Annotated in this window: 30 protein-coding genes; 9 read left to right on the top strand and 21 right to left on the bottom strand. The window is 59.7% G+C overall.

Annotated elements, in window-relative coordinates; translation table 11 throughout:
* Nucleotides 1-38: 38 nt before the first annotated feature.
* Together ASC90_RS27130 and recO are read left to right on the top strand one after the other, a co-directional pair.
* Entirely contained in the window at nt 39-401 is a 363-nt protein-coding gene (locus ASC90_RS27130) for a response regulator (protein WP_056548014.1), read from the top strand.
* A 67-nt stretch (nt 402-468) separates the two neighbouring features.
* The gene (gene recO, locus ASC90_RS27135; RefSeq protein ID WP_056547755.1) at nt 469-1242 is read left to right on the top strand and encodes a DNA repair protein RecO; all 774 of its coding nucleotides are present in this window, start codon (nt 469-471) and stop codon (nt 1240-1242) included.
* Between the two features lie 24 nt (nt 1243-1266).
* On the opposite strand, the gene ASC90_RS27140 is transcribed toward recO, so the two are convergent.
* From ASC90_RS27140 to ASC90_RS27150, 3 genes are all read right to left on the bottom strand, one after another.
* Entirely contained in the window at nt 1267-2121 is an 855-nt protein-coding gene (locus ASC90_RS27140; protein ID WP_056547758.1) for an MOSC domain-containing protein, read from the bottom strand.
* A 9-nt stretch (nt 2122-2130) separates the two neighbouring features.
* Nucleotides 2131-2775, bottom strand: a complete 645-nt coding sequence (locus ASC90_RS27145) for an HD domain-containing protein (protein WP_056547761.1) — start codon at nt 2773-2775, stop codon at nt 2131-2133.
* 71 nt (nt 2776-2846) lie between these two features.
* Nucleotides 2847-4712: an EAL domain-containing protein gene (locus ASC90_RS27150; RefSeq protein WP_056547764.1), complete on the bottom strand. Its 1866-nt coding sequence runs from the start codon at nt 4710-4712 to the stop codon at nt 2847-2849.
* A gap of 461 nt (nt 4713-5173) precedes the next feature.
* Between ASC90_RS27150 and ASC90_RS27155 the strand changes: the two genes are divergently transcribed.
* Nucleotides 5174-5479: a hypothetical protein gene (locus ASC90_RS27155; RefSeq protein ID WP_056547767.1), complete on the top strand. Its 306-nt coding sequence runs from the start codon at nt 5174-5176 to the stop codon at nt 5477-5479.
* A 171-nt stretch (nt 5480-5650) separates the two neighbouring features.
* Nucleotides 5651-6109, top strand: a complete 459-nt coding sequence (locus tag ASC90_RS27160) for a superoxide dismutase family protein (RefSeq protein WP_056548017.1) — start codon at nt 5651-5653, stop codon at nt 6107-6109.
* Between the two features lie 45 nt (nt 6110-6154).
* Here the strand turns inward: ASC90_RS27160 and ASC90_RS27165 are convergent, their stop codons facing one another.
* The 7 genes from ASC90_RS27165 to ASC90_RS27195 form a co-directional block, all read right to left on the bottom strand.
* Nucleotides 6155-6682, bottom strand: coding sequence for a tyrosine phosphatase family protein (locus tag ASC90_RS27165; protein WP_056547771.1), 528 nt, complete (start codon nt 6680-6682; stop codon nt 6155-6157).
* Entirely contained in the window at nt 6679-7251 is a 573-nt protein-coding gene (locus tag ASC90_RS27170) for an HD family hydrolase (RefSeq protein ID WP_056548020.1), read from the bottom strand. Before ASC90_RS27170 ends, ASC90_RS27165 begins: the two co-directional genes overlap by 4 nt.
* Before the next feature lie 29 nt (nt 7252-7280).
* Nucleotides 7281-8117 carry a folate-binding protein YgfZ gene (locus tag ASC90_RS27175; protein WP_056547774.1) on the bottom strand — a complete coding sequence of 279 codons (837 nt, stop codon included), beginning with the start codon at nt 8115-8117 and terminating at the stop codon, nt 7281-7283.
* Nucleotides 8118-8180: 63 nt separating this feature from the next.
* The gene (locus tag ASC90_RS27180; RefSeq protein WP_056547777.1) at nt 8181-8930 is read right to left on the bottom strand and encodes a hypothetical protein; all 750 of its coding nucleotides are present in this window, start codon (nt 8928-8930) and stop codon (nt 8181-8183) included.
* A gap of 17 nt (nt 8931-8947) precedes the next feature.
* Nucleotides 8948-9205, bottom strand: a complete 258-nt coding sequence (locus tag ASC90_RS27185; protein ID WP_037082203.1) for a hypothetical protein — start codon at nt 9203-9205, stop codon at nt 8948-8950.
* Nucleotides 9206-9305: 100 nt separating this feature from the next.
* On the bottom strand, nt 9306-9737 hold the full coding sequence (locus tag ASC90_RS27190; protein ID WP_056548022.1) for a TIGR02301 family protein: 432 nt from the start codon (nt 9735-9737) through the stop codon (nt 9306-9308).
* Between the two features lie 60 nt (nt 9738-9797).
* Nucleotides 9798-10214: an NUDIX domain-containing protein gene (locus ASC90_RS27195; protein WP_056547779.1), complete on the bottom strand. Its 417-nt coding sequence runs from the start codon at nt 10212-10214 to the stop codon at nt 9798-9800.
* An 86-nt stretch (nt 10215-10300) separates the two neighbouring features.
* On the opposite strand from ASC90_RS27195, the gene ASC90_RS27200 reads away from it, so the two are divergent.
* The 3 genes from ASC90_RS27200 to ASC90_RS27210 are packed head-to-tail and all read left to right on the top strand — an operon-like array spanning nt 10301 to nt 12088.
* Nucleotides 10301-10621, top strand: coding sequence for a YnfA family protein (locus tag ASC90_RS27200; RefSeq protein ID WP_056547782.1), 321 nt, complete (start codon nt 10301-10303; stop codon nt 10619-10621).
* A gap of 42 nt (nt 10622-10663) precedes the next feature.
* Nucleotides 10664-11428, top strand: a complete 765-nt coding sequence (locus ASC90_RS27205; RefSeq protein WP_056547783.1) for an SOS response-associated peptidase — start codon at nt 10664-10666, stop codon at nt 11426-11428.
* Nucleotides 11429-11464: 36 nt separating this feature from the next.
* Nucleotides 11465-12088 carry a LysE/ArgO family amino acid transporter gene (locus ASC90_RS27210; protein ID WP_056547786.1) on the top strand — a complete coding sequence of 208 codons (624 nt, stop codon included), beginning with the start codon at nt 11465-11467 and terminating at the stop codon, nt 12086-12088.
* Here ASC90_RS27210 and ASC90_RS29520 read toward each other — a convergent pair.
* The 5 genes from ASC90_RS29520 to ASC90_RS27230 all read right to left on the bottom strand — a co-directional run bounded on the left by ASC90_RS29520 (nt 12085) and on the right by ASC90_RS27230 (nt 18133).
* A complete protein-coding gene (locus ASC90_RS29520) occupies nt 12085-12225 on the bottom strand; it encodes a hypothetical protein (protein ID WP_200950955.1) in 141 nt (46 codons plus the stop codon). The genes ASC90_RS27210 and ASC90_RS29520 overlap by 4 nt on opposite strands.
* 160 nt (nt 12226-12385) lie before the next feature.
* A complete protein-coding gene (gene pssA / locus ASC90_RS27215) occupies nt 12386-13231 on the bottom strand; it encodes a CDP-diacylglycerol--serine O-phosphatidyltransferase (RefSeq protein WP_056547789.1) in 846 nt (281 codons plus the stop codon).
* An 18-nt stretch (nt 13232-13249) separates the two neighbouring features.
* Nucleotides 13250-13948, bottom strand: coding sequence for a phosphatidylserine decarboxylase (locus tag ASC90_RS27220; protein WP_056547792.1), 699 nt, complete (start codon nt 13946-13948; stop codon nt 13250-13252).
* A gap of 115 nt (nt 13949-14063) precedes the next feature.
* A complete protein-coding gene (locus tag ASC90_RS27225) occupies nt 14064-15941 on the bottom strand; it encodes an ABC transporter ATP-binding protein/permease (protein ID WP_056547795.1) in 1878 nt (625 codons plus the stop codon).
* 197 nt (nt 15942-16138) lie between these two features.
* On the bottom strand, nt 16139-18133 hold the full coding sequence (locus tag ASC90_RS27230) for an Ig-like domain-containing protein (RefSeq protein ID WP_056547798.1): 1995 nt from the start codon (nt 18131-18133) through the stop codon (nt 16139-16141).
* A gap of 155 nt (nt 18134-18288) precedes the next feature.
* On the opposite strand from ASC90_RS27230, the gene ASC90_RS27235 reads away from it, so the two are divergent.
* Nucleotides 18289-18915, top strand: a complete 627-nt coding sequence (locus ASC90_RS27235) for a TIGR00730 family Rossman fold protein (protein WP_082520062.1) — start codon at nt 18289-18291, stop codon at nt 18913-18915.
* On the opposite strand, the gene rarD is transcribed toward ASC90_RS27235, so the two are convergent.
* The gene (gene rarD / locus ASC90_RS27240) at nt 18899-19837 is read right to left on the bottom strand and encodes an EamA family transporter RarD (protein WP_056547804.1); all 939 of its coding nucleotides are present in this window, start codon (nt 19835-19837) and stop codon (nt 18899-18901) included. The two genes, ASC90_RS27235 and rarD, sit on opposite strands and share 17 nt — an antisense overlap.
* Before the next feature lie 116 nt (nt 19838-19953).
* On the opposite strand from rarD, the gene ASC90_RS27245 reads away from it, so the two are divergent.
* On the top strand, nt 19954-20829 hold the full coding sequence (locus ASC90_RS27245) for an rRNA adenine N-6-methyltransferase family protein (protein WP_056547807.1): 876 nt from the start codon (nt 19954-19956) through the stop codon (nt 20827-20829).
* 5 nt (nt 20830-20834) lie between these two features.
* Here ASC90_RS27245 and cimA read toward each other — a convergent pair whose 3' ends face one another.
* The 5 genes from cimA to cysS are packed head-to-tail and all read right to left on the bottom strand — an operon-like array spanning nt 20835 to nt 25776.
* On the bottom strand, nt 20835-22451 hold the full coding sequence (gene cimA, locus ASC90_RS27250; RefSeq protein ID WP_056548025.1) for a citramalate synthase: 1617 nt from the start codon (nt 22449-22451) through the stop codon (nt 20835-20837).
* Nucleotides 22452-22482: 31 nt separating this feature from the next.
* Nucleotides 22483-23442: a prolyl aminopeptidase gene (gene pip / locus ASC90_RS27255; RefSeq protein ID WP_056547812.1), complete on the bottom strand. Its 960-nt coding sequence runs from the start codon at nt 23440-23442 to the stop codon at nt 22483-22485.
* Nucleotides 23439-23915: a GFA family protein gene (locus tag ASC90_RS27260; protein ID WP_056547815.1), complete on the bottom strand. Its 477-nt coding sequence runs from the start codon at nt 23913-23915 to the stop codon at nt 23439-23441. Before ASC90_RS27260 ends, pip begins: the two co-directional genes overlap by 4 nt.
* The gene (locus tag ASC90_RS27265; RefSeq protein WP_056547817.1) at nt 23912-24388 is read right to left on the bottom strand and encodes a GFA family protein; all 477 of its coding nucleotides are present in this window, start codon (nt 24386-24388) and stop codon (nt 23912-23914) included. Before ASC90_RS27265 ends, ASC90_RS27260 begins: the two co-directional genes overlap by 4 nt.
* Nucleotides 24385-25776, bottom strand: a complete 1392-nt coding sequence (gene cysS / locus ASC90_RS27270; RefSeq protein ID WP_056547819.1) for a cysteine--tRNA ligase — start codon at nt 25774-25776, stop codon at nt 24385-24387. Before cysS ends, ASC90_RS27265 begins: the two co-directional genes overlap by 4 nt.
* Between the last annotated feature and the right edge of the window lie 409 nt (nt 25777-26185).

Below are 26185 nucleotides of genomic sequence, written 5' to 3' on the forward strand. Positions count from 1 at the left end.
CGCGCCAAGAGCGGCGCTCAGCGGGGGGCATGTCGGTGATGAACGCGAAGCGTGTTCTCGTGGTGGAAGACAGTTTGATCATTGCGATGGAGGCCGAAGATATTCTTCGCCAGGTCGGGGTGGAAGATATTGGCATTGCCAGCAATCTGGATCAGGCGATGGAAGCTGCCACAGCGGAGGCCTATGATTTTGCGTTGCTCGACGTCAACCTCGGTGACGTGATGAGCTTCGATTTCGCCCGCTATCTTGCCGGCTTGAACATTCCTTTCGGCTTCGTCAGCGGCTACTCGGACACGAAGGAGTTTCCCGAAGACCTTCAAGGCGTTCCACTTCTCTTGAAACCGTTCGATGAATCGGCAATGCGCGAGTTCCTTCAGAAGCTTTCCCCGTCGTACGGCTAGGCATTCACATGACATCCGGCCGGCCTTGCGATAGGATGAAACCGGTAAGCTTCAAGGCACTCTTCCAATGCAGTGGCACGACCGGGCGATCATTCTGGGCATAAAGCGCCACGGCGAGTCGAGTGTCATCGCGGAGATGATGACGCGGGAACGGGGACGGCATCTCGGCATGGTCCGTTCCGGCCGCTCGCGGACCATGCAGCCGGTGCTGCAGCCCGGCAATGAAGTAGAGGTCACGTGGCGTGCGCGCCTTGACGAGCATCTAGGTGAATTCCGCGTGGAGCCTCTGACACTGCGGGCGGCGCGACTGATGGAGACGGCGACGGCCGTCTACGGGGTCCAGGCGCTGGGATCGTTGCTGCGCTTGCTGCCGGAACGCGATCCGCATCCACATCTCTTCGAAGCACTGGAGGTTATTCTTGAGAATCTCCACAATCCGGCCGACGCTGGAGAGCTTTTCGTTCGCTTCGAACTTGCGGTCCTGAATGATCTTGGCTTTGGCCTCGATTTGACCGAGTGCGCGGCAACCGGTACGCGCCTTGACCTTGCCTATGTCTCGCCAAAATCCGGCAGGGCTGTCAGTCGCAATGCGGGTGCGCCCTGGGCCGATAAGATGCTGCTTATGCCGTCGTTCCTCAGCATGGAGGAAAACCGCGCTGCGGACTTCGATAGCCTCGATGCCGCGTTTCGCCTGACGGCATTTTTTCTCCACCGCCATGTCTACGAACCACGCGGCGTGGAAGCCGCCGCGGCGCGCGATGGTTTTGTCCAGGCAGCACTGAAAGCGATGAAGGCGACCGCTCGAGACAACGGCTTTTCCGAGCGCAAACACAATGGCTGAAACCGACAGGATACGGGCCAGCGTCTAAGCCCGATTGCGCACCTTCAATGCCCAGCCGTTCGGCCGCTCCTCCAGGACCTTCACTGCATCGCCGACTGCAATCTTGCCGCTATCGCGCGGCGTGACATTCCAGCCAAAGAGCGGTCCAGGCACGCGGCGGTCGGCTGACATGCGGATACGGCCCATTGCAGGAATCGGATTGGAGACGTCACGCGAGCCAGTTGTTTGATCCTGTGTTGTCATGATGCAGCGTGCGCATGGCTTGACGAGATCGAATCGGAGGCCACCGATTTCGATGGCTGCCCAGCCGTCCTCCGACCACGCTTCCTCGGTGTCGATGACGATGTTGGGTCGGAACCGCTCCATGCCGACGGTGCCGTCCGCGTGAGCCGCAAGATCGGCGTTCAGCGCTCTTAGCGATCCAGTCGTGGTCACCAGGATCTGATATCCGTCCGCGAAGGTGACCGGCGTGTCGTTACCTGCCCACTCGGTGCTGGCAATGCGTTTAGCGCCACTATCGAAGAAAACCAGTCTGACCGCTCGCCCGAGCCAACCGGAAAGCTGTTCGTTTGTCGTCTCGTCGGCCACCGCGGCATTGACGATCGATTTCCAGATCGCGACGTCCATGCGGTTTTCCGGGTTGGGCGGTGGCACGGCAAGCTCCTTTTCGCCCATGATGAGACGAAAGCTTGAAGGCTCGGGCCGCACGTCGATGCGAGCGAGATCCGGCAACTCGCGCTGGGTGATGAAGTGGCCGTCGGGATCGGTGATCATCGCCCGACGGTCGCCCGGCAATCCGAAAGCATCAATTTCCGTCGAACCCAGCCGGATGCCTCGGCCACTCTTGAGTGGGTAGATGAAGAGATCGCTGATACGCATCATGTGCTCCTAGATTTCGTCCATGAAGGCTGCGAGGAAGTCGCGCAGGCGCTTGTCGCGTTCTGCCGCGAGCGCCCGTCCGGCATTGGTCTGGAAACCTTCTGCCAGCTTAAACAGTTTGGTCTGAAAATGGTCGATGACGTAGCGCTTGTCGTCAAGTTCACGATCAAGCGCCGAAGGGTCGAACGGATCGTAGAGCGCCGAGGACATCCGCCCGCCGATATAGAAGCACCGTCCAACGCCCACCATGCCGATCGCGTCTAGCCGGTCGGCGTCCTGAAGTATCCTTGCTTCGATCGTCTCGGGAGCAATGTTGGCGGAGAAGCTGTGCGCGGTGATTGCGTGCGCCACCGCTGCGACGTCGTCGGCAATCCAGCCCAATTCCGCGAGAATCACGGTCGCCTTCTCAGCAGCGAGTGCGGACGCTTTCGACCTCAACGGCGAGTCTTTCTCGACGGCGACGCAATCGTGCAGAAGGACGGCGGCCGCAACGATCCTCGCATCCCCGCCTTCGCTGGCCTGGATTCGGCTGGCATTCCTGAAGACGCGCAAGATATGCGCAAGATCGTGCGAACCATCGTCGCTCTCGGTGGAGTATCGGATGAGCTGCGAGGCAAGGTTCTCGAAAGGAAGGAAGGCCTTGGCCTCGAACATGGGATCACCGGATACGGAGGGACTGGGCTCCTCCATAAACGCAGGCGTTGCGAGTTGCAATGAAAGGCGCGTCAACTTGCCTTGGCGTGGCCTTGCCTGCGGGCCAGCATGAAAGGTACATCACCGGCAGGTCGCGGCGGGCTGATATGGTAGCCCTGTATTTCGTCGCACGCCTCGCGCGCGAGCAGCGCCAGCTGTTCTGCCGTTTCGACGCCTTCGACTGTAACCCTCATGCCGAGCGCATCGCCGAGGAGAATGATTGCGCGCATGATGGCGAAGGCTTCGCGGTTTTCGACGATGCCGTTCACGAATGACTTGTCGATCTTGATCTTGTCGAACGGAAAGCTGCTGAGATAGCTGAGTGACGAATATCCCGTGCCGAAGTCGTCCATGGCCACACGGATCCCGCTTTGTTTCAGGGTGTGCAGGATGGGAAGCGCCTCATCGAGATTTTCCATCAGCACGCTCTCGGTGATCTCAATCTCCAACCGACCCGGCGAAAGCTGGCCGGCGGCCAACGCCGCTGAGATATCGGCGGGGAGGTCGCTGTTCGTGAACTGTATGGCCGAGACATTGACCGCGACCTTTATGTTTTCCGGCCAGGACGCCGCATCAAGACAGGCCTGGCGAAGCACCCAGCGCCCGATATCGACGATCAGTCCGACCTCTTCCGCGAGAGGGATGAAGTCCATCGGAGGCACTCGGCCGCGAGTCGGGTGGTTCCAGCGGATAAGTGCCTCGAAGCCGCAGATCCTTTGCTGGATCAGATCGTAGAGAGGCTGATAGTGCAGCTCGAATTCGTCCCTTGCCAGGGCGTGCCGCAGGTCGGCTTCGAGCGCATGCCGCGCCTCGATCTGCGCCTCCATTTCGGGTGTGAAGAACCGTTGGCCCTTTCGGCCGCCAAGCTTGGCGTGTGAAAGCGCGACGCCGGCATGCTTCAGCAGGACGTCGGTTTCTATTCCATCCTGCGGACTGATCGCGATGCCCATCGAGACGCTGAGCTCTACTGCCTTGTCCCCGCGAAAGAATGGCTCGGAAAGTTCGCGCCGGATCTGGTCTGCGAGGGCGGTCACATTCCACGGTTGCTGACGACCGGACTGAAGGATCGCGAATTCATCGGAACCGAGGCGTGCCAACACATTTCCAGCGCCTGCCGACGCACGGATGCGTTCGGCGACTTGGCGCAGGATCTTGTCTCCCGCCGAAACGCCCAGCGTGTTGTTGACGGACTTGAAGCGGTCGAGATTGAGGTGAACAAGCGCGATCTGCTCACCCTGCTTGCGTACAGCCAGCGCCGCGTCGATCCGCTCCCTCAGGCTGATGCGATTTGGCAGGCCGGTGAGCGGATCGTGGTGGGCTAGGTAGGCAATACGCTCAGCGGCCTTCCGGTCTTCGCTGATGTCCGCGTGAATCGAGATATTGCTCCCGTCGGGCAAAACCGTGATGACGCTCTGGATTGTCCGACCGTCGTCCATCATCCACTCGCGCTGGCGGATGCGTGCGCCCTCTTGTCCCTTGAGGCGTGCCGCTTTCCCACCTGCTCGCTCCGTACCGCTGATCTTTGCAATCAGCGATCCCATGGTCACGCCTAGTGCGACCTGGTCGTCACTGAACCCGAACAGTTGCCGAAAGCGGATGTTGCAGGCGATCAGGCGTTGTTCCGTGTCGAAGACACTGAGACCGAGCGGAAGATTGTCGAGCACGACTTCAAAGAGCCGCTTCTGGTCAGCGAGTTCACCCGAGGCCGAAGCGATGGCGCCCTTCAGTTCGCTATTTTCCTGCTGGAGCAATTGATGATTGTTCTCAAGATCGCGTTTGCCGTCTGCGTGAAGTCGATATGTCTCGATGACAAGGTCGACAAGGCGCTGCGCATTGGGAGATCCGTCGGCATTGGCAGCAACGGCACATTGCTGTCGGAAGAGCACCTCAGCATCCATTTGCGGAAGCCCCTGCATGGGATCGGAAAAACAGTCTGCCAAAGGCCCACGCGTTTACTTCTGAAATGCGATTTCGACGCGGTGCGCCAGACATGGAAAGACCTTCTGAAACTTCTGAAAGCAATTGTCGTACACAATAAAGACCGGATTAATGGCAGCAACCTGCATCCAGATAATCCCTTGCGCGCATTAATATTCAGTTGCACGCCAAAAATATATCACAGTCACTATATTTTGAGGAGATTGATCCGGAATGCCTGAAACACGGGCAAGCCGGAACGATTGCATGCCTGGCTTGAACTTCAAGTCGCGGGAACTCACGGTTTGTCAATGTTCGTTAATGGGTAGTTAACAGCTTATTGACGCACTGCGCAAATCAGTTTATCGACCGGGTTAGTTTTAGTTTTCCCTATTCGTATTGCGTACAAACATCACCGTGTGAGCGGTGAATGGAGGTTTGTATGAGCCATGTTTTATCCGCTACGGATACGTCCTATGCGTATCTTGGGACGCTTTCGCGACTGGACACCAACGGCGACGGCATGTTGAGCCGTGGCGAGCGAGCGGCTGATGAAAAGCCGGGCATTTTGAAGCAATGGGGCGAAGGCGATATCACTCAGGAAATTGCACCCAAGTTTTCTGACGGTGTGCTTGCGTTCATGCTGGGAACGCGTGAGAGCGGAAGTGTCAACTTCTATCCGCAGTCCAGCCAAGACGATCTGTATCGCAGCACCTATGGTCAGTACGAGCCAGATCCGATCTTGTGATCGAATCGATGTGCATGTGAAAAGCCGGTCTCTTTTGCCGGCTTTTTTGCTTGGGATTCAGGAACACCTTCATGCCTCGCACGTTGCAAAGGCAGCAAAAGGAAAGGAAATCCCGTGAACACGTTACTCTCGGTTGCGGCACTGTCCATCATCGCCGCGACCTCCGTCGCCATGGCGCAAGACAAACAAACAGCAACCGCGGAATTCGTAGGCAAGGATGGCAAGGAAGGTGGCAGGGCCACGCTGACCGCCGCGGCAAGCGGCGGTGTCCTGATTGAGGTCGAGGTATCCGGCTTGCCGGCCAACAAGTGGGTAGCCTTCCATGTCCACGAGACAGGCAAGTGCGACGCCGCTACCCACCATGAATCGGCTGGCAAGCATTTCAATCCGACCAGTGCCGAACACGGTGTGCTGTCTGCAAACGGGCCTCACGCTGGCGATATGCCCAATCAATATGTCGGGCAGGACGGAATCCTGAGGGCCCAGGTTTTTGACGGCATGGTGAGCCTCGACGGCAAGGAGGACGGCGTCCGCGGCCGTGCGTTGATGATCCATGCCAATTCGGATGACTATCGCAGCCAGCCAACCGGCGACGCGGGAGAGCGCCTGGCCTGTGGCGTGATCAGGTGAAATGTATCCGGGGGATAAACGTGGTCGACTGTTTAGAAACCGTGGTCACGCGGACGGTTCTGTCAGCCGCAGCACGAAGGGCGCATTGCCGTCCGCGTCGGCTCCTCTGCCGATCTCTCCGACGGCGTCAATAAGGCGTCCCTTGCGGCCCAATACATCGTCACCGATTTGTACAAGGCGCGCATTTGGCGTTGCGAAGGGTGATACGGCACGCAGTCGTCGCGCCAGCGCAGTGTCGTCCTGATCGGGAAATAGCGAAAGCGCGGCAATCATCGCGGCCGCAGGTGATCGGGACACGCCCATCCAGCAATGGATGAGAAGCGGTGCGCTTTGATCCCACGCCCGCGCAAAATCGATGATCTGCCGCACATGGTTATCGTCTGGCGCAACGAGGTTTCCGGTTCCCTTAAATACAATGTCGTTCATGTTGAGCAGGAGATGCCGATGCGCGTCGATCACAGCCGGTCTGTGAAAGTTCTGCTCCTTCGCCATCAAGCTGACCATCTCACGAGCGCCGTGCCTGACCGCCATTTCGGCGATCCGGGCAAGCGGCGCAACAACGATCACGGTCATGCCTTGGTGCTCCGTATTGCTTCGATCGCGTCGAAGCGCTCGCAGAAGAGGCGTTGCGCCTCGACCGCAGGCAGGGGAGCGATCAGCAGCATTTCCGCGGTAATGCCGCGTGGCTGACCGAAAAATTTCTGGGCTTCGGCTGGACTAAAGCCGGCAAGCTGGGTCGCCTCGAAATAGGCAGCGATGGTGTCCGCCTTCTTGATCTTGTCCTTGAGTTCGCGCGAAGGGTGAGGAGGAAGGCCGAACCGCAGGTGTATCGCTGCCTCAAGCCGCTTTTCGACTGCTTTATAACCGCCGCCGACAACGGATTTGAACGGCGATATCATGTCGCCGATGACATATTCCGGCGCGTCGTGCAGCAGCGCCATCAGGTACTGGTCAGGCGGGGCCTCATTAATCTGGCGGAAGATACTTTCGACCACGAGGCTGTGCTGAGCGACCGAGAACGCATGATCCCCGGACGTTTGCCCATTCCAACGAGCAACGCGCGCCAGTCCGTGGGCGATGTCACTTAGCTCGACGTCGAGCGGAGAGGGGTCGAGCAGGTCAAGCCGCCGTCCCGAAAGCATGCGCTGCCATGCACGCGGCGCCTTTGCACTCACGCAGTTGCCTCGTCGGCGGTCGAAGGAAAGATAAGGCCCGACCACTGCGGCAATGAAAGCGAAACAGGCGTTTCTCCCGCCATAATCGGCGTGCCTGCCGCCATCGCTTCGCCGGCACGGTCGATGCGCACGATCGCAAGGCCGGCGTCTCCGACGACAGACCCAAGGGTGCCGAGAGGCTTGCCGGCGGCAGTAGTCTCGGTTCCTGTCACGGGCAGCGCTGTCGTCCCCTTGACCAAGGCTAGCCGCCGGCGCGCCGTTCCGCGATGCTGCATGCGCGACACCACCTCCTGCCCGACATAGCAGCCTTTCTTGAACGACAGCCCGCCATTGAGATCCATCAGCACGTCGTGCGGAAAGACATCCTGCAGAGCAAAATCGGCGCCGGAAACGGCAACGCCGTTGGCGATGCGCAGCGCATCGTATGTGGCCGAATCGTCCGATCCATCTTGCCCGGGGCGCCGGACAAGATGGATGCCTGCCTTGGCAAAACGGGCATCAGTGGGGGCTCCAATAGTGTCGCCGCCCCAGGAAACGGTCACGCCGTCGCCCTCCATGGAGAGGGTAACGGCAGCCCTTAGCTTGTACATCGTCAGACGCTTGAGCAAGGCATCGCGTTGGCCTTCGTCCGTCTCGATCAGGAAGTTGTCGCCGTCGCGCCAGATCATGAAGTCAAACAGGATCTTGCCCTGCGGTGTCAGCAAGGCGCCCGGCCGGGCTTCGTCGGTTTCGAGTAACTGGATATCGGTCGTTATCAGGTTTTGGAGGAAGGGCTGAGCCTCCGCACCGCCGACCCGAATGAGCGAGTGGTTTCTCAGAAATACCGCTGGCATGATTGGCACCTGTCGCGTTCGTTACCGCTCAGAAGTATGTCTTCGTCGAGCGCATCGCAAGCCTCAGTCGCCGGCGGTGAAATACTTCCACTTGCCATCGGGCGTGATGCCGAGCCGGTAGAAATTGTACCCGCCAAACTCCTGCATATCGGCGAGATCGCCGGCAGTGACGATGCGCAGCAACTCGACGCGCTCGGGCGGCGTCAATGTCTTGAGGTCTTCCTCCGCGAAGTAGGGCCAGACGTACATTTCTTCCGAGGTGCCTTGACCGACATGAACGAACCCTGTCGAGATGATGTCGAGGATGATCGCGAGGATCTCGTCGCCGTCGGGATCACCTGAAAGATCCTTGAGAGCGCTGATAGGATCGTCAGTCGGCTCGCCGACTGTCACTTGGGTCTGGTTTGCCCCGGTCCCCAGAAGTGGCCGCAACCGCTCGAGTTCGCCGGAAGCCGCGGCTTCGACGATCTGCTCGCGCATGCGACGCACAGGCTCAGGCACCTTGCTGATGTCGTAAATAACCTCGACCGGCTTCGAACCATCCTGCGCACCGGGGGTGGTGTCGGAGCCTTGCCCCGTTTTCTTGTTGACGAGCGGATCGGGCATGGGAACGCCGGGTGAGGTACTCGGCGATACAGCCGGCTGGTCACTATTGTGGGAAGGCGCAGAATTGTCAGGCTGCCCGGGGGGCTGTTGCAGTTCGGAAAGTGCTGAGGCCGTCGTTCCGGTCAGAAGACTGCTGGTGCCGAGACCGATTGCGAGCAAAAGCGGCGCAATCGCAGGCCGCGAAGCAGTGTCCTTACGGGTACGCATGGAACTCTCTGTAGTTGTTATTGCAGGGTGCGGCTCGGTGAAAATTCACCGGCGAGCATGCGTTCACGCAACGAATCCAACAACGCTTCGGCGCTATTTTCTCCATGAAGGCGAATCGTCTCGCGCAGCGCGTGAATGATTGCCGTATCTGCAATGATCTCAGGCTCGATACCGTCCGCCATGCCATCGGCCCAGGCTTCATTATGGTACTCCAAGGCCGCCTGAGTCTTCTCATGGACGATCATGTCGTCGATGTCATTGAGGCTTGGTTCCATTGTCTTTTCCTCAAACTGCATGCCTTACTGCCTAGTTAACAACTCTATCAGCCTTTTCCCAAAACGACACGTCCGGGTGTGAAAAGAGGTTAATTAAACGTCAATTTCCGAACCTTGACGTAATTTCTGTGGCGAGTGTTGCACCTTCGTTACGGTAGCGCTCTTCTGCCACGATGGCGGCTTGTGTGCAATCCGTATAAACCGACGCAAAGGCACGATAGCCGCGATTGAATGCGGCTGTCAGCTTTTCCTTCCGCTGTGGCTCATCTTTGGCTTCCGAATCAAGCAGTTGCTGCATTCGTGCCCGCCAATCCCCGCCGTTGTCGGCTTTGCAAAGCGTACGTAGGTAATGCACCGAACCTATTACCTCGGCGAGCCGCGAGAGCTTGTCGTCATAAGGCACGGTGACCGTTTTTGGCGCATTCTCTTCAGGCAGCACAGGTGGCGTTTGGCCTTGTGCCCAAACGGACACGGAAGGCGTAGCGCCGGCGCAAAGAACTAGAAACAAGAACACGCGTCGAACGGGAATCATGATGATAGTGGATACCTTCACGGTGACGGGAACAAGGCACCCACCTCAGTTTCCACTTGCTTATTCGCTGCCAGCCAGCCGCTCCGCACACTCAAGCACGCTTTGCGGCACCGGCAGTCGGCGCATTTCGTCGACGGTATACCAGCCGAGGTCCGCAGCATCGTCGCTCGCGACCGCAACGGCCCGCTCATCGGCCTGGACACGGAAGACGGACAGGAAGTAGTGGCTGCTGAGACTGCCGTCGACGGCCTGCGCTTTCAGGTCGTAGGCCGCAAAAAGCTGCGGGCTATGGGCGGCGATTCCCGTCTCTTCCAGAAATTCTCGAAGGGCGGTCTCTGTCGGCGTCTCGTCGGGTTCGGCTCGCCCACCGGGGAAGGCATACATATCGGCGGACGGTGGATTCCGGCGGAGCACCAGAAGAAATCGATCGCCGCGCTGCAGGATGGCAGAAGACGCCGGCGTGGGGTTGGAATTCATGACGAGACCGCTCCGATGCTTGTTGCCTGCTTGGCTTCTCCGTCGCTCCGCCGGATACTGGGCCGCCGATTCGAAGGAAACACTTTGTGACTTATATCATCTACGCTACGGCGGCTCTTTTCGAGATCGCTGGCTGCTTTGCTTTCTGGGCGTGGTTGAGAATGGAAAAGTCTGCCTGGTGGATCGCGCCCGGCATGGTGTCGTTGGCTCTGTTTGCGTGGCTTCTGACACTGGTGCCGAGCGAAGCGGCCGGCCGAACGTTTGCAGCCTATGGGGGCATCTACATCGTCGCTTCGCTGATCTGGCTCTGGCTTGCGGAGAGCCGCGTTCCCGACCGCTGGGATATTGGTGGAGCGATTGCGTGCCTGTGCGGCACGGCGGTTATTCTGTTCGCGCCACGCGGCTGAGCGAAGCTTGACCCCGAGGGACGACGGTGCAAAGACATCCTGATGTGTGGACGTTACGCGCTGACCATTTCCCCTGAAGAGCTCAAGGAAATCCTGGGGGTGCTGGATCTCGAGGATTTTCCCGCGCGTTACAATATTGCGCCGACCCAACCGATCCTTGTCGTGGTTTCCGATGGATCGCAGGAACCGGGGAGTAATCTTCCCGACCGGCGCGCGCTCCTGGTGCGTTGGGGCTTTACGCCGGGTTGGGTAAAGGATCCCAAGCAGTTTCCGCTGCGGATCAATGCGCGTGCCGAAACAGCCATCGGTAAAGCCTCGTTTCGCGCTGCCATGCGCCATCGTCGCGTCCTTGTTCCGGCGTCCGGCTTTTACGAGTGGCATCGACCGTCCAAGGAGAGTGGCGAAAAGTCCCAGGCCTACTGGATCAAGCCGCGGCGAGGGGGCGTTGTCGCTTTCGCCGGATTGATGGAGACGTGGTCTTCGGCAGACGGCTCGGAGGTCGATACCGGCGCGATCCTGACAACGGCAGCAAATTCCTCCATTGCTCCCATTCATGATCGCATGCCCGTTGTGATCAAGCCCCATGATTTCTCGCGGTGGCTCGATTGCAAGACGCAAGAGCCCCGTGATGTTGCCGATCTGATGAAACCGGTGGAGGAGGATTTCTTCGAGGCAATCCCGGTGTCAGACAAGGTCAACAAGGTGGCCAATGTGGGCGCCGATCTCTTGGAGAGAGCCGAGCTTGCGAAGCCTCTGCCGCCAGTAGAAAAGAAGAAGCCGGATGATGGCCAACTGAGCTTCTTCTGAACCGATATTCCCGCCTCGTTCACACCGGAAAATTTCATGTTCTCGATTTCAGCCGCACTTTCCGGCTTCTTCCTCGGTGCCTCTCTCATCATCGCGATCGGTGCGCAGAACGCATTCATCCTGCGTCAGGGATTGCTGCGCTCGCACGTCTTTGTCCTCTGCCTGATTTGCGCGCTGTCAGACGCGCTGTTGATTGTTGCAGGCGTTGCCGGGCTGGGAACGCTGGTCGCCAGATCTCCGACGCTCATGTCCGTGGTGACGCTCGGCGGTGCGGCGTTCCTGGGTACTTATGCTTTGATGGCTTTTCGACGCGCCCTGCATCCCGGCGCCATGCAGACAGGCACTCCTCAGCCGCTCGGTCTGAAGGCCGCTGTGGCAACATGCCTCGCGTTCACCTTCCTCAATCCGCATGTGTATCTCGACATGGTCGTGCTGCTCGGCAGTTTGTCCGCTGCCTATGAAGGCGCCGACCGAATCGCCTACGGTGTCGGCGCGGCCACCGTATCGTTCATCTGGTTCTTCGGGTTGGGGTATGGTGCGCGGCTGCTGCAGCCGGTGTTCGCCAAACCCGCCGCGTGGCGGGTTCTCGATGCGATTATCGGTCTTGTCATGGGGCTGTTGGCTATCAGCCTCGTCGTCCGATTCCTCGGGACTGCCTAGGCGAGTTTCTTCGTGAGCGTTGGCTTGCTTTTCAGCATCAGTGCCGCTGCAAGAACGGCCTTGAGGCCGACCGGACGGTAGTTTGCGCTGAGGTCGGTCTTTGCAGGCTGTTCCACACTCGTCTTCTTCGGGGTCACAATACTCTCCTTACGTGCTGTCCCTAGACTCTTATAATTATTGCTTTTTTGTCTGCAATAGCGACAAAATCGAGGCGAGGCTTATCAGGAATTATGTATGCGCAGCATAATTCGCGAGGCTTGAGCCAAGCCTTCGATGCAACTACAGCGACGAAAAATGCTATATGTGACGGCCGATGTCGTCTTCGCCGACACCTGGTTCCTCGATTGTCAGGGTGCCGTACTTGCGCTTCCATTTGCGTGCGCCGAACGGGAGAGTCAGCAGGTAAAAGGCTGCGGTCACCACCATGACTTCCCAGGTGAAGCTTGAAAGCAGGGCGACATAGACGACGACGCCGAGCATCATCGGCAGCACAAGATCGCGCCTCAGTTTGCTGCCCTCGGACTTGCCGGACCAGACGGGAAGGCGGCTGATGAGCAGGAAGGCAATGAGGACGGTGTAGGCCGCCGAAATGTAGGCGAAGGTTCTATCCGTGGTCAGGCCGAGAAACCCGAGATAGACGGGAAGCAGCACCAGCATGGCGCCGGCCGGAGCTGGTACGCCGACGAAATACTCCGATTGCCATGATGCCTTGTTCTCGCGTTCGGCCATGACATTGAAGCGCGCGAGACGGAGGCCCGCCGCGATGGCGTAGATGAGAGCGGCGATCCAGCCTATCGAGCGCGCCTGGTCCAGCGCGAAAACATAGACCACGAGAGCCGGGGCGACACCGAAGTTCACGATGTCGGCAAGCGAGTCCATTTGTGCGCCGAACTTCGACGTCGCCTTCATCAGGCGCGCAACGCGGCCATCGATCCCGTCGAGAAAGGCTGCGAGAAGCACCATGCCCACAGCAAGTTCGTAGCGATTTTCGAAGGCAAGGCGGATCCCCGTCAGTCCGGCGCAGATCGCCAGGATGGTGATCAGGTTGGGTATGATCAGGCGAAGCGGGATCTCGCGAAGTCGCGGCCCCCGGGCAGAATCGTCGGGACCGTTGGGCTCGAAGGGCGGGAAAGGCGTTTCCATGTCGCGCTCCAATGGTTATCAGCTGCGACGGCTTACGACCGGGCCCTTGACGGAGCCGAATTCCGCGAGAATCGTCTCACCGGCGATCGCCGTCTGGCCAAGCGAAACGCGCGGCGCAGCGCCGGCGGGCAGGAAGACATCGAGACGGGAACCAAAGCGGATAAGGCCGAAGCGCTCGCCGGCGTCCAGCGGTTCGTTGGCATTGGCCCAGCAGAGAATGCGACGTGCCACGAGGCCAGCGATCTGGACAACGCCGATCTGGCCATGCGCCGTCTCGATAACCAGTCCGTTGCGCTCGTTGTCTTCACTCGCCTTGTCGAGTTCGGCATTCACGAAGCTTCCGGAGCGGTGATTGATGCTGACGATCCGCCCACGCATCGGCGCGCGGTTCACGTGGCAGTTGAAGACATTCATGAAAACCGAGATACGTAGCATCGGCTCGCTGCCGAGATTAAGTTCGGCGGGTGGGATCACCATCTGGATGGAGGAAACCTTGCCGTCTGCTGGCGAAACGACGAGATCGTCGTCCTGCGGCGTCATCCGCTCCGGATCACGGAAGAAGTAGGCGCACCACAGTGTGAGGATCAGGCCGATCCAGAAAAGCGGTTTGAAGATCCACCCCAGTACCAGCGAGGCGACGAAGAAGGCAGCGATGAAGGGATAACCTTCCTTGTGCACCGGGACGATCGTATTGCGTACCGTATTGAACAAGCTCATTTATGCCGCGCTCCTAGGGTTTTTCTTCACCGCTGGTTACAGCTAAACCTCGGTCGGGGCAATGCTGCGGCTCCCGGACCCACATCTTTGAGCGCATTCCGAACAGCAAAACCGCCTAGGTCGCGGGACTAAGCCTGTCGATGACGCCCATATCGTCACTGTCGCGAACCTGTTTCAGATGCTCTTCGGCTTCGGTCGCTTCGCGCTGGCGATTCCACATCGAAGCGTAGAGGCCATTTTTCAGCAGAAGTGCGGCATGGGTGCCGCGCTCGGCGATCTCACCGCTCTTCAGCACGATGATCTCATCCGCACCGATGACCGTGGAGAGGCGATGGGCAATTACCAGCGTCGTGCGGTTCTTGGAAACCACGTCGAGCGCCGCTTGGATGTCCCGCTCGGTCGTCGTGTCGAGCGCCGAGGTAGCCTCGTCGAGAATGAGAATCGGCGGCGCTTTCAGCACCGTTCGTGCAATCGCGACACGCTGTTTCTCCCCACCCGATAGCTTCAGTCCGCGCTCGCCGACCTTCGTGTCGAACCCTTCCGGGAGCAGGTCTATGAAATGTGCGATCTGGGCGATTTCCGCTGCGGACTTCACCTCCGCGTCGCTGGCACCCGGCCTTCCGTAACGGATGTTGTAGGCTACCGTATCGTTGAACAGCACGGTATCCTGCGGAACCATGCCGATTACCGATCTGAGGCTCTTCTGCGTGACCTCCCGGATATCCTGGCCGTCGACGGTAACGGAACCGCTTTGTATATCGTAGAATCGATAGAGCAGCCGCGACAGCGTCGACTTGCCTGCTCCGGATGGTCCCACAACAGCCACCGTCTTGCCGGCTGGCACCTCGAAGGAAATACCCTTGAGAATTGGACGAGCCGGGTCGTAGGAAAAGTGGACGTCCTTGAACGATATGGCGCCGTTGCGAATGGCGAGCGGCACGGCATCGGGTGCGTCCTTGACCTCCGCCTGCACCTCGAGGAGGTCGAACATCTGCTCGATATCGGTCAGTCCCTGGCGGATTTCGCGATAGACGAAGCCGATGAAATTGAGCGGCACGGAAAGCTGCAGCAGCATGGAGTTTACGAAGACGAAGTCGCCGATCGTCTGATCGCCACGCTGGACGGCGAGGGCAGAGAGAACCAGCATCACCGTGGTTCCAACACCGAAAATAACTCCTTGCCCGAAGTTGAGCCAGCCGAGCGAGGTCCACACGCTCGTGGCTGCCTTCTCATAACGCTCCATCGACGCGTCGAAGCGCTTTGCCTCCATCTCCTCGTTTCCGAAATACTTCACGGTCTCGAAATTGAGGAGGGAGTCGATCGCCTTGGTATTGGCGTCGGTGTCGCTGTCGTTCATCGTGCGGCGAATGGAGATGCGCCAGTCACTGGCCCGAATGGTAAACCAGATGTAGGCCCACACCGTGAACGCCGTGACGGCGAGATAGGAAAAGCCGTAGCCCCACCAGAAGATGATGGCAGTCAGCAGGAACTCGATCAGCGTTGGAACGGAATTGAGGATCGTGAAACGCACGATCGTCTCGATGCCCTTCGTGCCGCGCTCGATCACTCGCGAAAGACCGCCCGTCTTGCGCTCGAGGTGAAAACGCAGCGAGAGCTCGTGCATGTGGACGAAGGTTTTGTAGGCGAGCTGGCGTACGGCGTGCTGCCCGACGCTGGCGAAGAGAGCGTCGCGCAATTGATTGAGCCCGAGCTGGATAAGGCGGGTCACATTGTAAGCGATCACCAGCGCCGTTGCGCCGACAAGCACGTCAGGCAGCTTGCCTGCAAGGTCCATTTTCCCGTTCAGCGCATCGGTCGACCACTTGAAGAAGTAGGGGACAAGGAGCAGTACAAACTTGGAAACAAGCAGAAAGACCGATGCCCAGACGACACGCATCTTCAGATCCGCCCGCCCGCTTGGCCACATGTAAGGCCAGAGATTGAGGAGCGTTTGCAACAGGTTGGATTCTGAAACTGTCTTGCCGTTTGCCATTCGTATATCCGGACGGGAGGCGCTGGTTGCGCTGCATTGAAGGCAAAGCAAAAAGGCGGAGCTGCCGGAATGGCCTCCGCCGGACATGATCGCCGTCACCGCCACATAGGTTATCGGCGAGACCAATACAACATGTAGATTGGGCGGAGAAAAGAACGGCCGGGCATCATATGGGCCCGGCCGTGCTGCAGAAGTGTCTAGAGGTGCTTGCCGGAAAGCCGCTTGCGATGCAACTCTTCGGCATTGGGCAGCGCATCCTTGGGCAAACCGAAGATCTGACCGGGTAGAATGCGATCGGGGTTGTTGATCTTTTCCTCGTTGGCGACATAGATCGTCGTGTAGCGAACGCCGAGACCGTAGACGCGCCGCGATATCTGCCACAGCGTATCGCCGCGGCGAATGATGATCGTCTCCTTGCTTTCGGTGAGGGGAGCCTGCTCGACCGTCGGCGGCTGGCTCTGATCCGTTGCCGTTTCGTTTGCGGCTGGTGCAGCCGGTACACTTGCCGGAGCGGTTAGCTCGACAACGACGCCACCAAGCTTGCCGAGTGCATCGCCGACGGACTTCGCGTCCCTGGGCAGTGCCTGCAGCGTCTTCAACGCGGTGTCGGCGGTTTGCGCCGCCGCGGAAGCGCGCTCCTTGAATTCGGCGGTCGCGTCGGCTGCAGCGCGGAAATCGGCGATGGAGCGCAATGCGATCTCGTTTGCGGAACGTGCCGCTGCAAGCTGCTCTGCACCCGGCGCCTTGCCGTCGGCGAATAGCCCGCTAAGCAGGGAGAACGCTTTGCTAGCATCACTCTTCAGCTTCTCGAGGGCGCGCTCGTCAAGCGGCAGCACGGCGGGCGGGGTGCTCACGTTGGGATTGCCGCCTTGAGCAGCAACCATCACCTGGTTTCCCTCCGGACGATTGAAGTTCACCGATGCACGAACGGCAACCTTGCCGGCGGCATCAACGACATCGACCCGGATCTTGTGGTCGCCGACAGCCAACGGCATGACACCGTCGATGACAAAATGACCGTCGGGGCTAACCTTGGCCTTTCCGATCAGTTTGTCATCCGCATAGGCCAGCACGTCGTAGGATGGCTTTGCTGTGCCGGCCACGAAAATCTTGTCGCCTTCGATCTCGACCGCGCTGACCATGACGTCGGAAGCAGATGCCGCGCCTGGCTGCGACCCGGCGGACGCGGGAGCGCTTGCAACATCCGTCGATGTAGGCGTCTCGGCTTTTGGTGGCGCCACCGGCTGATCGGCTGATCCGATTGCGCCGTTTGCCGCTACCTGCGTCTCCGGCTTGGGCGCGGTGATGATGCGGCTCGCCGTGCCGGGCTTGGAGACCATGGCAAGCAGGTCGGACGTCTTGCCGTCCCGTGGGATGGAGATGGTTGCGACTTCTTCGGAGGTTAGGGCTTTCCCATCCTTGCTGGTCGCCCGCAGCACGAGCTGATGATCGCCCGAAGGCAGCGGGGTGTCGAGGATGGCAGCAAAGTCGCCGGTGGCGCCGACGTCGGTCGTGGCCACTACCTTGTCGCCGTCGACGATCTCCAGCTTGCTGTTCGGTTCGGCCGAACCGGCGATCACTGTGGATCCATCCGGTTCGACGCGAAGAACGTCGAAGGTCGGCAACTTCGGACCCGCATCGGCCGCTGGGGGTGTTGCCGCGGCGGATGCCGTGGGTTCAGGGGCGCCCGTCAGCGCTGCTTCGGCCTTTGCCACGGCCACACCGGCGTCAGCAATATTTTCCGGCAGCGCCCGTATGAAGCCCAGCGCCTTTGCGGCACCGTCCCTTGCCTTCGTTGCCGCTGTCGCCGTGACCTGGTTCGTCCCATCAGGAACCACGAAGTCGGAGAGTGCCTGGAGGGAAGTGGCTGCCTTTGATCTGGCAGCTGCGAAAACTTCCTCGGTCGGCCCCTTGCCGTCGGCAAAGAGCGCCTTAAGTTCGGCGAGTGACTGGCTGGCGTCAGACGACAACCGACTAACCGTCTGTGTGGTCGATACGTCATCGGGCGCAGCCGGGCGAGAAGTTTTGGCAGATTCGGCAACGGTGTTCTTAACCTCGGAGCCGGCCTGATTTATTGCGTCTCCAACTTTTGCGGCATCGTCGCCGATGCGGGGCATGACGAAAAAGACCATCAACAGAATTGCGACTACGAGCACTGCAAGGGCCAGCAAGCCGGCACGGTTTCTCATCATTCACGTCTCCCAGGCGGCCATCTTGCCGGACTTCCTAAAATTGCTAGCGATTCCCGCTGCTTTGCACAAGCAGTCAAAGTAGGTGGAGAAATGTAAGACACGGCTTTTCCGTCATTTTTCTTGACTGGAGGCAGAGAGAATAGTTGTTTGCCCCTATGACAGATCAATCTCATTCCATTCGCTCCATCTGTGTCTATTGCGGATCTCGCCCCGGTCGCGATCCCGCCCATATGGCTGCGGGCCGTGCCTTGGGGAAAGAAATCGCCGAGTACGACCTGCGCCTTGTCTATGGCGGCGGTACCAAAGGCATCATGGGAGCGGTCGCGAGCGGCGTGCTTTCGAACGGCGGTAAGGTCACCGGCATCATCCCGGAATTCCTGATCGACATGGAAGCCACGCGCCACTCTCTCGGTCAGCTCAACGAGTTGATTGTAACCCCTGACATGCACGCGCGCAAACACGCCATGTTCGAGCGCTCGGATGCCTTCGTCGCTCTGCCCGGCGGAATCGGCACGCTGGAGGAAATCATCGAGATCATGACCTGGGCACAGCTCGGTCGGCATGAAAAGCCGATGGTGTTTGCAAACATCAACGGCTTCTGGGACCCGATGATGGAGTTGCTACGCCACATGACCGACGAGGGCTTCGTTCACACCGCCCATCGTGTCCAACCGCTGGTGATCGACGATGTGTCGGAGATCATCCCCGGCATCATCGCCCAGGCAGCTGAAATCGCATCCGCTGACCGCGACGGCGAAGAGGCAGTTATCTCGAAGATGTAGTGCCGGGCGCTGGCTCCCGGCTTCCCCTCAGCATCGACCAGCTGAAAAGGAACAGTCCTGCCCAAATGAGTGGGAAGGCTACCATGCGTGCTGTGCCAAGCGGTTCCTTGAAAATGAACACTGCGATCAGGAAGATCATCGTCGGCGCGATGTACTGCATGATGCCGATCGTCGACAGCCGGAGCAGCTTCGCGCCATTTGCGTAGATCATCAGCGGCACGGCCGTCACGACACCGCAGCCAAGGAGGAGGGCGGTGTCCGTCATTCCGGTGCGAACGAAGTGTCCCTCGCCACTGCCGAATTCGAGGTAGAGAATGTAGAACAGGGCAGGCACGCTGAGGATCAGCACCTCAAGGAAGAAGCCCTGGTTCGGGCCGAGCGGCAGCGTCTTCCGAAAGAGCGCGTAGAGACCCCAGGAAATCGTCAGGCTCAACGATACCCAAGGAACGCCGCCGCTGTCGAAGGCAAGGACGACCACCGCCAGGGCGGCAAGCGCGATCGCGGCGATCTGCATCGGGCGCAGCCGTTCCTTCAACACGACGGCGCCAAGAAAAATGCTGAACAGCGGATTGATGAAGTAGCCAAGCGCCGCGTCTAGCGAATGCCCAGAACCGATTGCCCAGACATAAGTTCCCCAGTTGACGGTAATCAGCGCCGCCGTGAGCGAGGCCATGGCCAGCATGCGCGGGGATCTCAACGCGACACGCACATCCTGGGTACGACCGAGCACGACAAGCACTAGCCCTGCAAGGGGCAGGGACCAGACAATTCTGTGCGCGATGACTTCCGCAGGCGAGATGTGGGCGAGGGCCTTCATGTAGATCGGCAGAAAGCCCCACAACAGATAGGCCGTAAGCGCGAATGCAAATCCGCGCGGACTGTCTTCATTCTTGATAGCCGGAGCGCTTGCATCCGCGGACATCGGGTGTTTCCATGATTGTTCTTGTTGTGGCCCGCTTAACCTAACGACCGTGAATAGGCCAATTCATTTCAGTGAATTGACGCCGGGCAAGGTTTCGAACAGGTGAGGTGACCGATATGGACGAGAAGGCCCTCGCAGTCTGCCGTCGGGCATTTGCGGCGCGAATGCTTGCGAAAGCGAGCATCCAAAATGACGGCGCCCTTCTGCGCGCGTTCTCCACCGTTCAGCGCGAGTGCTTCCTCGGACCGCCGCCCTGGAAGATGGCCGATTGGGATGGCTATCGGGATGTTCCGGCCACCGATCCCGGCGTAGTCTATCAGGATGCGCTCTTCGCGCTTCAGCCCGAGCGTCAAATCAACAACGGCAGCCCCAGCCTCCATGCCCGCGGGCTTCACAGGCTTGCGCTAAGACAAGGAGATACAGTCTGCCATATCGGCGCCGGCAGTGGCTATTACACCGCGATGATGTCGCTGCTGGTTGGGGCTGGCGGCCGGGTCGTTGCGGTGGAGTTCGACCGCCATCTGGCAGAACGTGCGCTCCGCAACCTCAAGAAATACCCCAATGTCGATGTTGTCCACGGCAACGGCCTTGAATGGCCAGAGCAGCCGACCGACGCCATCTACGTGAATTTCGCGGTGCATCGGCCGGCGGATCGTTGGATCGAGCGTCTGAAGCCTGGCGGGCGCCTAATCTTTCCGCTTGGCGTACCCGACGCGGACGTCGGCGGGAGATCGACCGGGTTTACCGCCTATGCAGGCTTCTTCTTGTTCAGCCGCAATGACGAGGGCTACCAGGCAGCCTTTCTCGGTCCCGTCGCTTTCGTCTGGGGTGAGGCGGCATTCGGTGCCGTGGCGCGCTATCGCAGGCTGGAAACTGCCTTCCGGAAGGGTGGAATGTGCGACGTTTGCAGCCTGCGCTGGAAGACGAAACAGCTGGCGGAGGAATGGTATTCGGAAAGTGACTGGGGTCTGGTCACCGCGCGAAATGCATGACTGTCCTACTCAGCTGCGATTTTCCCCGCCAACTGACGGTTCTTCATCAACTTGTAGATCACCGAATCCATCAATGCCTGGAACGACGCGTCGATGATGTTTTCCGATACGCCCACGGTCCACCAGCGCACGCCGTCGCTATCGGTCGATTCGATCAGCACGCGGGTAATGGCTTCCGTGCCGCCATTGAGGATACGAACCTTGAAGTCGGCAAGTACGAGGTCGTCGATCTCATGCTGGTATTTGCCGAAATCCTTACGCAGCGCGAGATCAAGCGCGTTGACCGGTCCATCGCCTTCGGCAACGGACATGATCGTGTTGCCATCAATGGCCATTTTTACAACGGCTTCCGAGACGATCTTCACGTGCCCATGCGAATCGAACCGCCGCTCGACCATGACACGGAAGCCTTCGACAGAGAAGAATTCCGGGATCGTGCCAAGCGTCCGGCGCGCAAGCAGCTCGAAGCTCGCATCGGCACCCTCGTAGGCATAGCCCGAGGCTTCACGTTCCTTGACGAGCGAGATCAGCCGGTCAAGCTTCGGATCGTCCTTGCCGACCTCGATGCCGCGGCGCTTCAGCGCGTTGATGAAGTTCGCTTTGCCGCCCTGATCGGACACCATAACCTTACGGAAGTTGCCGACGCTTTCGGGCGTCACGTGCTCATACGTACGCGGATCCTTGAGCAGTGCCGAGGCATGGATTCCCGCTTTCGTGGCAAAGGCGGAAGCGCCGACATAAGGCATCTGATGGTCCGGCGATCGGTTCAGAAGTTCGTCGAAGGCGTGCGAGAGCCTTGTCAGGTTCAGCAGCCGCTCGGCATCGATCGAGGTTTCGAAGCGCGACGTGTAGGTTTCCTTGAGCGCCAGGGTCGGTATCAATGTCACAAGGTTGGCGTTGCCGCAGCGTTCACCGATGCCGTTGAGCGTGCCCTGGACCTGCCGCACGCCCGCCTCCACCGCGGCAAGCGAATTGGCGACCGCCTGACCGGTGTCATTGTGCGCGTGGATACCAAGACAGTCTCCAGGAACGCCCGACGCGACGACGGCCTCGACTATGGCCCGGATCTCGGGTGGTTGGGTGCCTCCATTGGTGTCACAGAGGACGACCCAGCGCGCGCCGGAATCGTAGGCCGCCTTGGCGCAGGCAAGTGCGTAGGTCGGATTGGCCTTGAAGCCATCGAAGAAGTGCTCGCAATCGATCATCGCCTCCTTGCCGGCGTCAACGACCGCTTTCACGCTTTCGGCGATGCTCTCGAGATTCTCCTCGTTGGTACAGCCGAGCGCCACCTTCACGTGATAGTCCCAGCTCTTGGCGACCAGACAGATCGCGTCGCTCTTGGCCTGCAGCAGGCTTGCGAGTCCCGGATCGTTGGAGGCGGAAACGCCTGCGCGCTTCGTCATGCCGAAGGCAACGAAGGAGGCGTACTGGGTCCGTTTCTCGTTGAAGAAGGCGGTATCCGTAGGGTTTGCGCCCGGATAGCCGCCCTCGACGTAATCAAGGCCGAATTCGTCCAGCATGGCGGCGATAGCAATCTTGTCCTCGACCGAAAAATCGATCCCGGGCGTCTGCTGCCCGTCGCGGAGCGTCGTGTCGAAGAGGTAGATCTTTTCGCGTGTCATGGTGTCCGTCCCGTCGCGGCCTTGCAGCTCGTTATTGTTTCCCGGCAAATTTGTCCGTTGCACGGATCAGCTTGTCGAGGATGCCCGGCTCCGAATAGGCATGGCCGGCGCCTTCGATCAGATGAAAATCAGCTCGCGGCCAGGCCTTGTGCAATGCCCAGGCATAGCGTGCGGGGCAGGGCATATCGTAGCGTCCATGCACGATTACGCCGGGGATGTCCTTGAGCTTGTGGGCGTCGCGAAGCAGTTGCCCTTCGTCCATCCAGCCAGCATTGACGAAGAAGTGGTTCTCGATGCGCGCGAACGCGTAGGCGAATTCGGCATCCTCGAACTTGCCGCTGGTCGAAGGCTCCGGCAGCAGGGTAATCGTTTCGCCTTCCCAGATACTCCAGGCCTTGGCAGCTTCGAGGCGCACGGCCTTGTCTTCATGCGTCAGGCGTCTGTTGTAGGCGAGCATCATCTCGTGACGCTCTTCCTCGGGAATCGGTGCAATGAAGCGCTCCCACTTGTCCGGGAACATCTCCGAGACACCGAACTGATAGTACCAGTCGAGTTCGGCCCTGGTCAGCGTGTATATGCCGCGCACCACCAGTTCCGAAACCCGCTCCGGATACTTTTCCGCATAGGCCAGAGCCAGCGTCGAACCCCAGGAGCCGCCGAAGACCTGCCACTTCTCGGCGCCGGCCATCTCGCGCAGACGCTCGATATCGGCGACCAGGTCCCAGGTGGTGTTGGCGTTGAGATCCGCATGTGGCGTGGACTTTCCGCAACCGCGTTGGTCGAACAATGTCACGTCATAGAGCGCCGGGTCGAAAAGCCGGCGGTGGCTCGGAGAAAATCCGCCGCCGGGGCCACCGTGCAGGAAGACCGCGGGCTTGGCACCCGGTGTGCCGGAGCGTTCCCAATAGATCACATGGCCGTCGCCGACATCGAGATGACCGGAAGCATAGGGTTCGATTTCGGGATAGAGCGTCCGCAGGACTTCAGTCATATTTTCACGCCTTCAGCTGGCCAGATATTGGTATCGTGATCGGGATGTTGGAAGGAGATGATCGCCTCCTGCCGTGCGTAGAAATCGAGGTCGGTATGAACCGGTTGGTCGAAGATCGTCTCGACCCACGGAATGCGTGCGTCGTAGTTCACCTGGATTTGCGGCGCCAGATCGCTGCGGTCGTCGAAGGTGCCAATAGCAAGCTCAAGCCCGCCCGGGTGCCGGTAGGTCATAGGTGTCCCGCAACTCTTGCAGAAACCGCGCTCGATGTTCACCGAAGACTGGAAGTAGCTCGGCTCTCCACGTGTCCATTCCATGCCTTCCTCGGGTGCCGTCACGAGTGCTGAGAAGAACCCGCCGAACTGCTTTTGGCACATGCGGCAGTGGCAGATCGACGGTCGCCCGAGCTTGCCGCTGATGCGGAAACGCACGGCGCCACACTGGCAGCCGCCTGTTTTGACTGGTCCGCTCATGATGATGCTCCGGAGGGCCAGGCGACCGTGTCATGGTCGGGATGCTGATAGGAGACGATATCGAGCACGAAAGGCGCTGCTTCCGCATCCTCTGCCGTTGCGCGGACAGGAAGCAGGTGCAGATGATCGACAAAGCCGATCTTCCCCTCGGCTCCGAACTGGATAACCGGCGGCAGCGCCGAAGGATCGTCGAAGGCCCCTGCCGCGATCGCCATGCCATCCGGCGCCTCGTATGTAAGCGGCGTGCCGCAAGCGCCACAGAACCCGCGCTCCACGAAGTTGGACGAGCGGAAAAGCTTCCGCTCACCCCGCGTCCATTCAAACTCGGCGCCACGTACGGAGACGAGCGGCGCGTAGTAAGCACCGAAAGCCTTCTGGCACATGCGGCAATGGCAAATGGATGAGTCCTTGAGCATGGCGCGAACGCGAAACCGGATCGCCCCGCACTGGCAGCCGCCTGTGTAGGTGGTCATCGTTTCACCTCCCACTTGGTCACTCGCTCGCCGGTCGCGGCATCCTTGCCGTCCTTCAGCTGGATGCCCTCCGCAAGCAGCGTATCGCGGATCTGATCGGCCTCTGCGAAGTTCTTGGCTTTCAGCAGCTCCAGCCGCGCCTTGACCCGCGCGTCGATCTCGATCGCCACCGCTTCGTCGATCTCCGCCATCTCGGGCAGAACGCCCAACAGCAGGGCGCTTGCAGCAAACGTTGCGCGGTCGCCGGATTGGGCAATCGCGTGCAGCGCCTGAATCGCCGCGACCGTGTTGAGGTCGTCGGCGAGTGCGCTCACAACCGAAGCATCGGGTGCGGCATGTCCCGCCTCTGCGGCCGGCCACTTGGCAAGCAGCCGCTCGGCCTCCTCGAGCCTCTTGATCGAGAAGTCGATAGGTTCACGGTAATGCGTCATCAGCATCGCAAGGCGCAGCACCGGGCCGGGCCATTGCCGACCGCCGAACTTCTCCGTGTGCAGCAGTTCGTAGATCGTGACGAAATTGCCTTCGGACTTCGACATCTTGCGGCCTTCGACCTGCAGGAAACCGTTGTGCATCCAGACATTCGCCATCACCTTGGTGCCGTGGGCGCAGCGCGATTGTGCGATCTCGTTCTCGTGATGCGGGAAGATCAAGTCCAGCCCACCGCCATGGATGTCGAAGACATCGCCCAGATAACGGCCGCTCATCGCCGAGCACTCGATATGCCAGCCGGGACGACCACGGCCCCAGGGGCTTTCCCAGCCGGGTTCGCTCTCGCTCGATAGTTTCCAGAGGACAAAGTCGCCGGGGTTCTTCTTGTGCGCGTCGACGGCGATGCGGGCGCCTGCCTGCTGCTCGTCAAGATTGCGCTTCGAAAGCTGGCCGTAATCGGCCATAGATTTCGTGTCGAACAGCACTTCGCCGGCTGCCTTGTAGGCATGACCATTGGCGATCAGCTTTTCGATGATAACGATCATCTCGGCGATATTATCCGTCGCGCGCGGCTGCACGCTCGGCTCAAGGCAGCCGAGCGACGTGGCATCATCCAGAAACTGCTTTTCTGTTTTCTCGGTCACCGCGCGAATGGCAGCGTTCAGTTGCAAGCCGGGATAGTCGCGCAGGGCACGCGCGTTGATCTTGTCATCGACGTCGGTGATGTTGCGCGCATAGGTAACGTGGTCGGTGCCGTAGACGTGGTTCAGCAGCCGGAACAGCACGTCGAAGACGATGACCGGGCGAGCGTTGCCGATGTGGGCGAAGTCGTAGACGGTCGGGCCGCAGACATACATGCGGACATTCTGCGGATCGATCGGTGCAAACACCGTCTTTTCGCGCGTCAGCGTGTTGTACAGCTTGAGTTCCGGCGGATGTGATCCCGGCTGGCCGTCCATGTCTACTCTCCCAAAATGCAATGATCCGAAAAAAACACTTCCACCGGCGGGCCGGGGCGTTTCTCATCTTGGGCTTTCAGGAGACGAAAACGGCCAGGCCAGCGCGCGCTAGCGAATAATCTTCCGGCAGATAATGCAGGTAACCGTTTTCATGGCGGGTTTTATGGCTCGGGTTTAGGGTTTGGTCAAGGGGGGAGGCGCGGTCTGGCACAGCTGGCGCAATCGATCCAGAGAATCGATTGCAGCGCCGAACGCCGGAAGCGAAAGCGAAGGGCCGGCACGGTGCCGCGCATCATGTCGCCTAGAGATTTCTGCTACAGAAGACGCAAAACAAACCGAGGGAATCCACGTGAAGCCGTTTCACCAAGCCATCATCGGCATCGCCATTCTGGCGGTCGCGTCGGCGACG

Source organism: Rhizobium sp. Root1220, from assembly GCF_001426265.1.
Classification (GTDB): domain Bacteria; phylum Pseudomonadota; class Alphaproteobacteria; order Rhizobiales; family Rhizobiaceae; genus Rhizobium.

What these genes read in the sequence shown, in the direction of transcription:
- ASC90_RS27150 (WP_056547764.1), bottom strand. Translation starts at nt 4,712, where the DNA reads ATGGATGCTGAGGTGCTCTTCCGACAGCAATGTGCCGTTGCTGCCAAT.
- ASC90_RS27185 (WP_037082203.1), bottom strand. Translation starts at nt 9,205, where the DNA reads ATGGAACCAAGCCTCAATGACATCGACGACATGATCGTCCATGAGAAG.
- recO (WP_056547755.1), top strand. Translation starts at nt 469, where the DNA reads ATGCAGTGGCACGACCGGGCGATCATTCTGGGCATAAAGCGCCACGGC.
- pip (WP_056547812.1), bottom strand. Translation starts at nt 23,442, where the DNA reads ATGACTGAAGTCCTGCGGACGCTCTATCCCGAAATCGAACCCTATGCT.
- ASC90_RS27175 (WP_056547774.1), bottom strand. Translation starts at nt 8,117, where the DNA reads ATGCCAGCGGTATTTCTGAGAAACCACTCGCTCATTCGGGTCGGCGGT.
- ASC90_RS27190 (WP_056548022.1), bottom strand. Translation starts at nt 9,737, where the DNA reads ATGATTCCCGTTCGACGCGTGTTCTTGTTTCTAGTTCTTTGCGCCGGC.
- cysS (WP_056547819.1), bottom strand. Translation starts at nt 25,776, where the DNA reads ATGGACGGCCAGCCGGGATCACATCCGCCGGAACTCAAGCTGTACAAC.
- ASC90_RS27230 (WP_056547798.1), bottom strand. Translation starts at nt 18,133, where the DNA reads ATGATGAGAAACCGTGCCGGCTTGCTGGCCCTTGCAGTGCTCGTAGTC.
- ASC90_RS27225 (WP_056547795.1), bottom strand. Translation starts at nt 15,941, where the DNA reads ATGGCAAACGGCAAGACAGTTTCAGAATCCAACCTGTTGCAAACGCTC.
- pssA (WP_056547789.1), bottom strand. Translation starts at nt 13,231, where the DNA reads ATGGAAACGCCTTTCCCGCCCTTCGAGCCCAACGGTCCCGACGATTCT.
- rarD (WP_056547804.1), bottom strand. Translation starts at nt 19,837, where the DNA reads ATGTCCGCGGATGCAAGCGCTCCGGCTATCAAGAATGAAGACAGTCCG.
- ASC90_RS27180 (WP_056547777.1), bottom strand. Translation starts at nt 8,930, where the DNA reads ATGCGTACCCGTAAGGACACTGCTTCGCGGCCTGCGATTGCGCCGCTT.
- ASC90_RS27170 (WP_056548020.1), bottom strand. Translation starts at nt 7,251, where the DNA reads ATGCTTTCGGGACGGCGGCTTGACCTGCTCGACCCCTCTCCGCTCGAC.
- ASC90_RS27130 (WP_056548014.1), top strand. Translation starts at nt 39, where the DNA reads ATGAACGCGAAGCGTGTTCTCGTGGTGGAAGACAGTTTGATCATTGCG.
- ASC90_RS27155 (WP_056547767.1), top strand. Translation starts at nt 5,174, where the DNA reads ATGAGCCATGTTTTATCCGCTACGGATACGTCCTATGCGTATCTTGGG.
- ASC90_RS27245 (WP_056547807.1), top strand. Translation starts at nt 19,954, where the DNA reads ATGGACGAGAAGGCCCTCGCAGTCTGCCGTCGGGCATTTGCGGCGCGA.
- ASC90_RS27140 (WP_056547758.1), bottom strand. Translation starts at nt 2,121, where the DNA reads ATGCGTATCAGCGATCTCTTCATCTACCCACTCAAGAGTGGCCGAGGC.
- ASC90_RS27160 (WP_056548017.1), top strand. Translation starts at nt 5,651, where the DNA reads ATGGCGCAAGACAAACAAACAGCAACCGCGGAATTCGTAGGCAAGGAT.
- ASC90_RS27210 (WP_056547786.1), top strand. Translation starts at nt 11,465, where the DNA reads ATGTTCTCGATTTCAGCCGCACTTTCCGGCTTCTTCCTCGGTGCCTCT.
- ASC90_RS27165 (WP_056547771.1), bottom strand. Translation starts at nt 6,682, where the DNA reads ATGACCGTGATCGTTGTTGCGCCGCTTGCCCGGATCGCCGAAATGGCG.
- ASC90_RS27220 (WP_056547792.1), bottom strand. Translation starts at nt 13,948, where the DNA reads ATGAGCTTGTTCAATACGGTACGCAATACGATCGTCCCGGTGCACAAG.
- ASC90_RS27235 (WP_082520062.1), top strand. Translation starts at nt 18,289, where the DNA reads ATGACAGATCAATCTCATTCCATTCGCTCCATCTGTGTCTATTGCGGA.
- cimA (WP_056548025.1), bottom strand. Translation starts at nt 22,451, where the DNA reads ATGACACGCGAAAAGATCTACCTCTTCGACACGACGCTCCGCGACGGG.
- ASC90_RS27145 (WP_056547761.1), bottom strand. Translation starts at nt 2,775, where the DNA reads ATGTTCGAGGCCAAGGCCTTCCTTCCTTTCGAGAACCTTGCCTCGCAG.
- ASC90_RS27205 (WP_056547783.1), top strand. Translation starts at nt 10,664, where the DNA reads ATGTGTGGACGTTACGCGCTGACCATTTCCCCTGAAGAGCTCAAGGAA.
- ASC90_RS27195 (WP_056547779.1), bottom strand. Translation starts at nt 10,214, where the DNA reads ATGAATTCCAACCCCACGCCGGCGTCTTCTGCCATCCTGCAGCGCGGC.
- ASC90_RS27260 (WP_056547815.1), bottom strand. Translation starts at nt 23,915, where the DNA reads ATGAGCGGACCAGTCAAAACAGGCGGCTGCCAGTGTGGCGCCGTGCGT.
- ASC90_RS27265 (WP_056547817.1), bottom strand. Translation starts at nt 24,388, where the DNA reads ATGACCACCTACACAGGCGGCTGCCAGTGCGGGGCGATCCGGTTTCGC.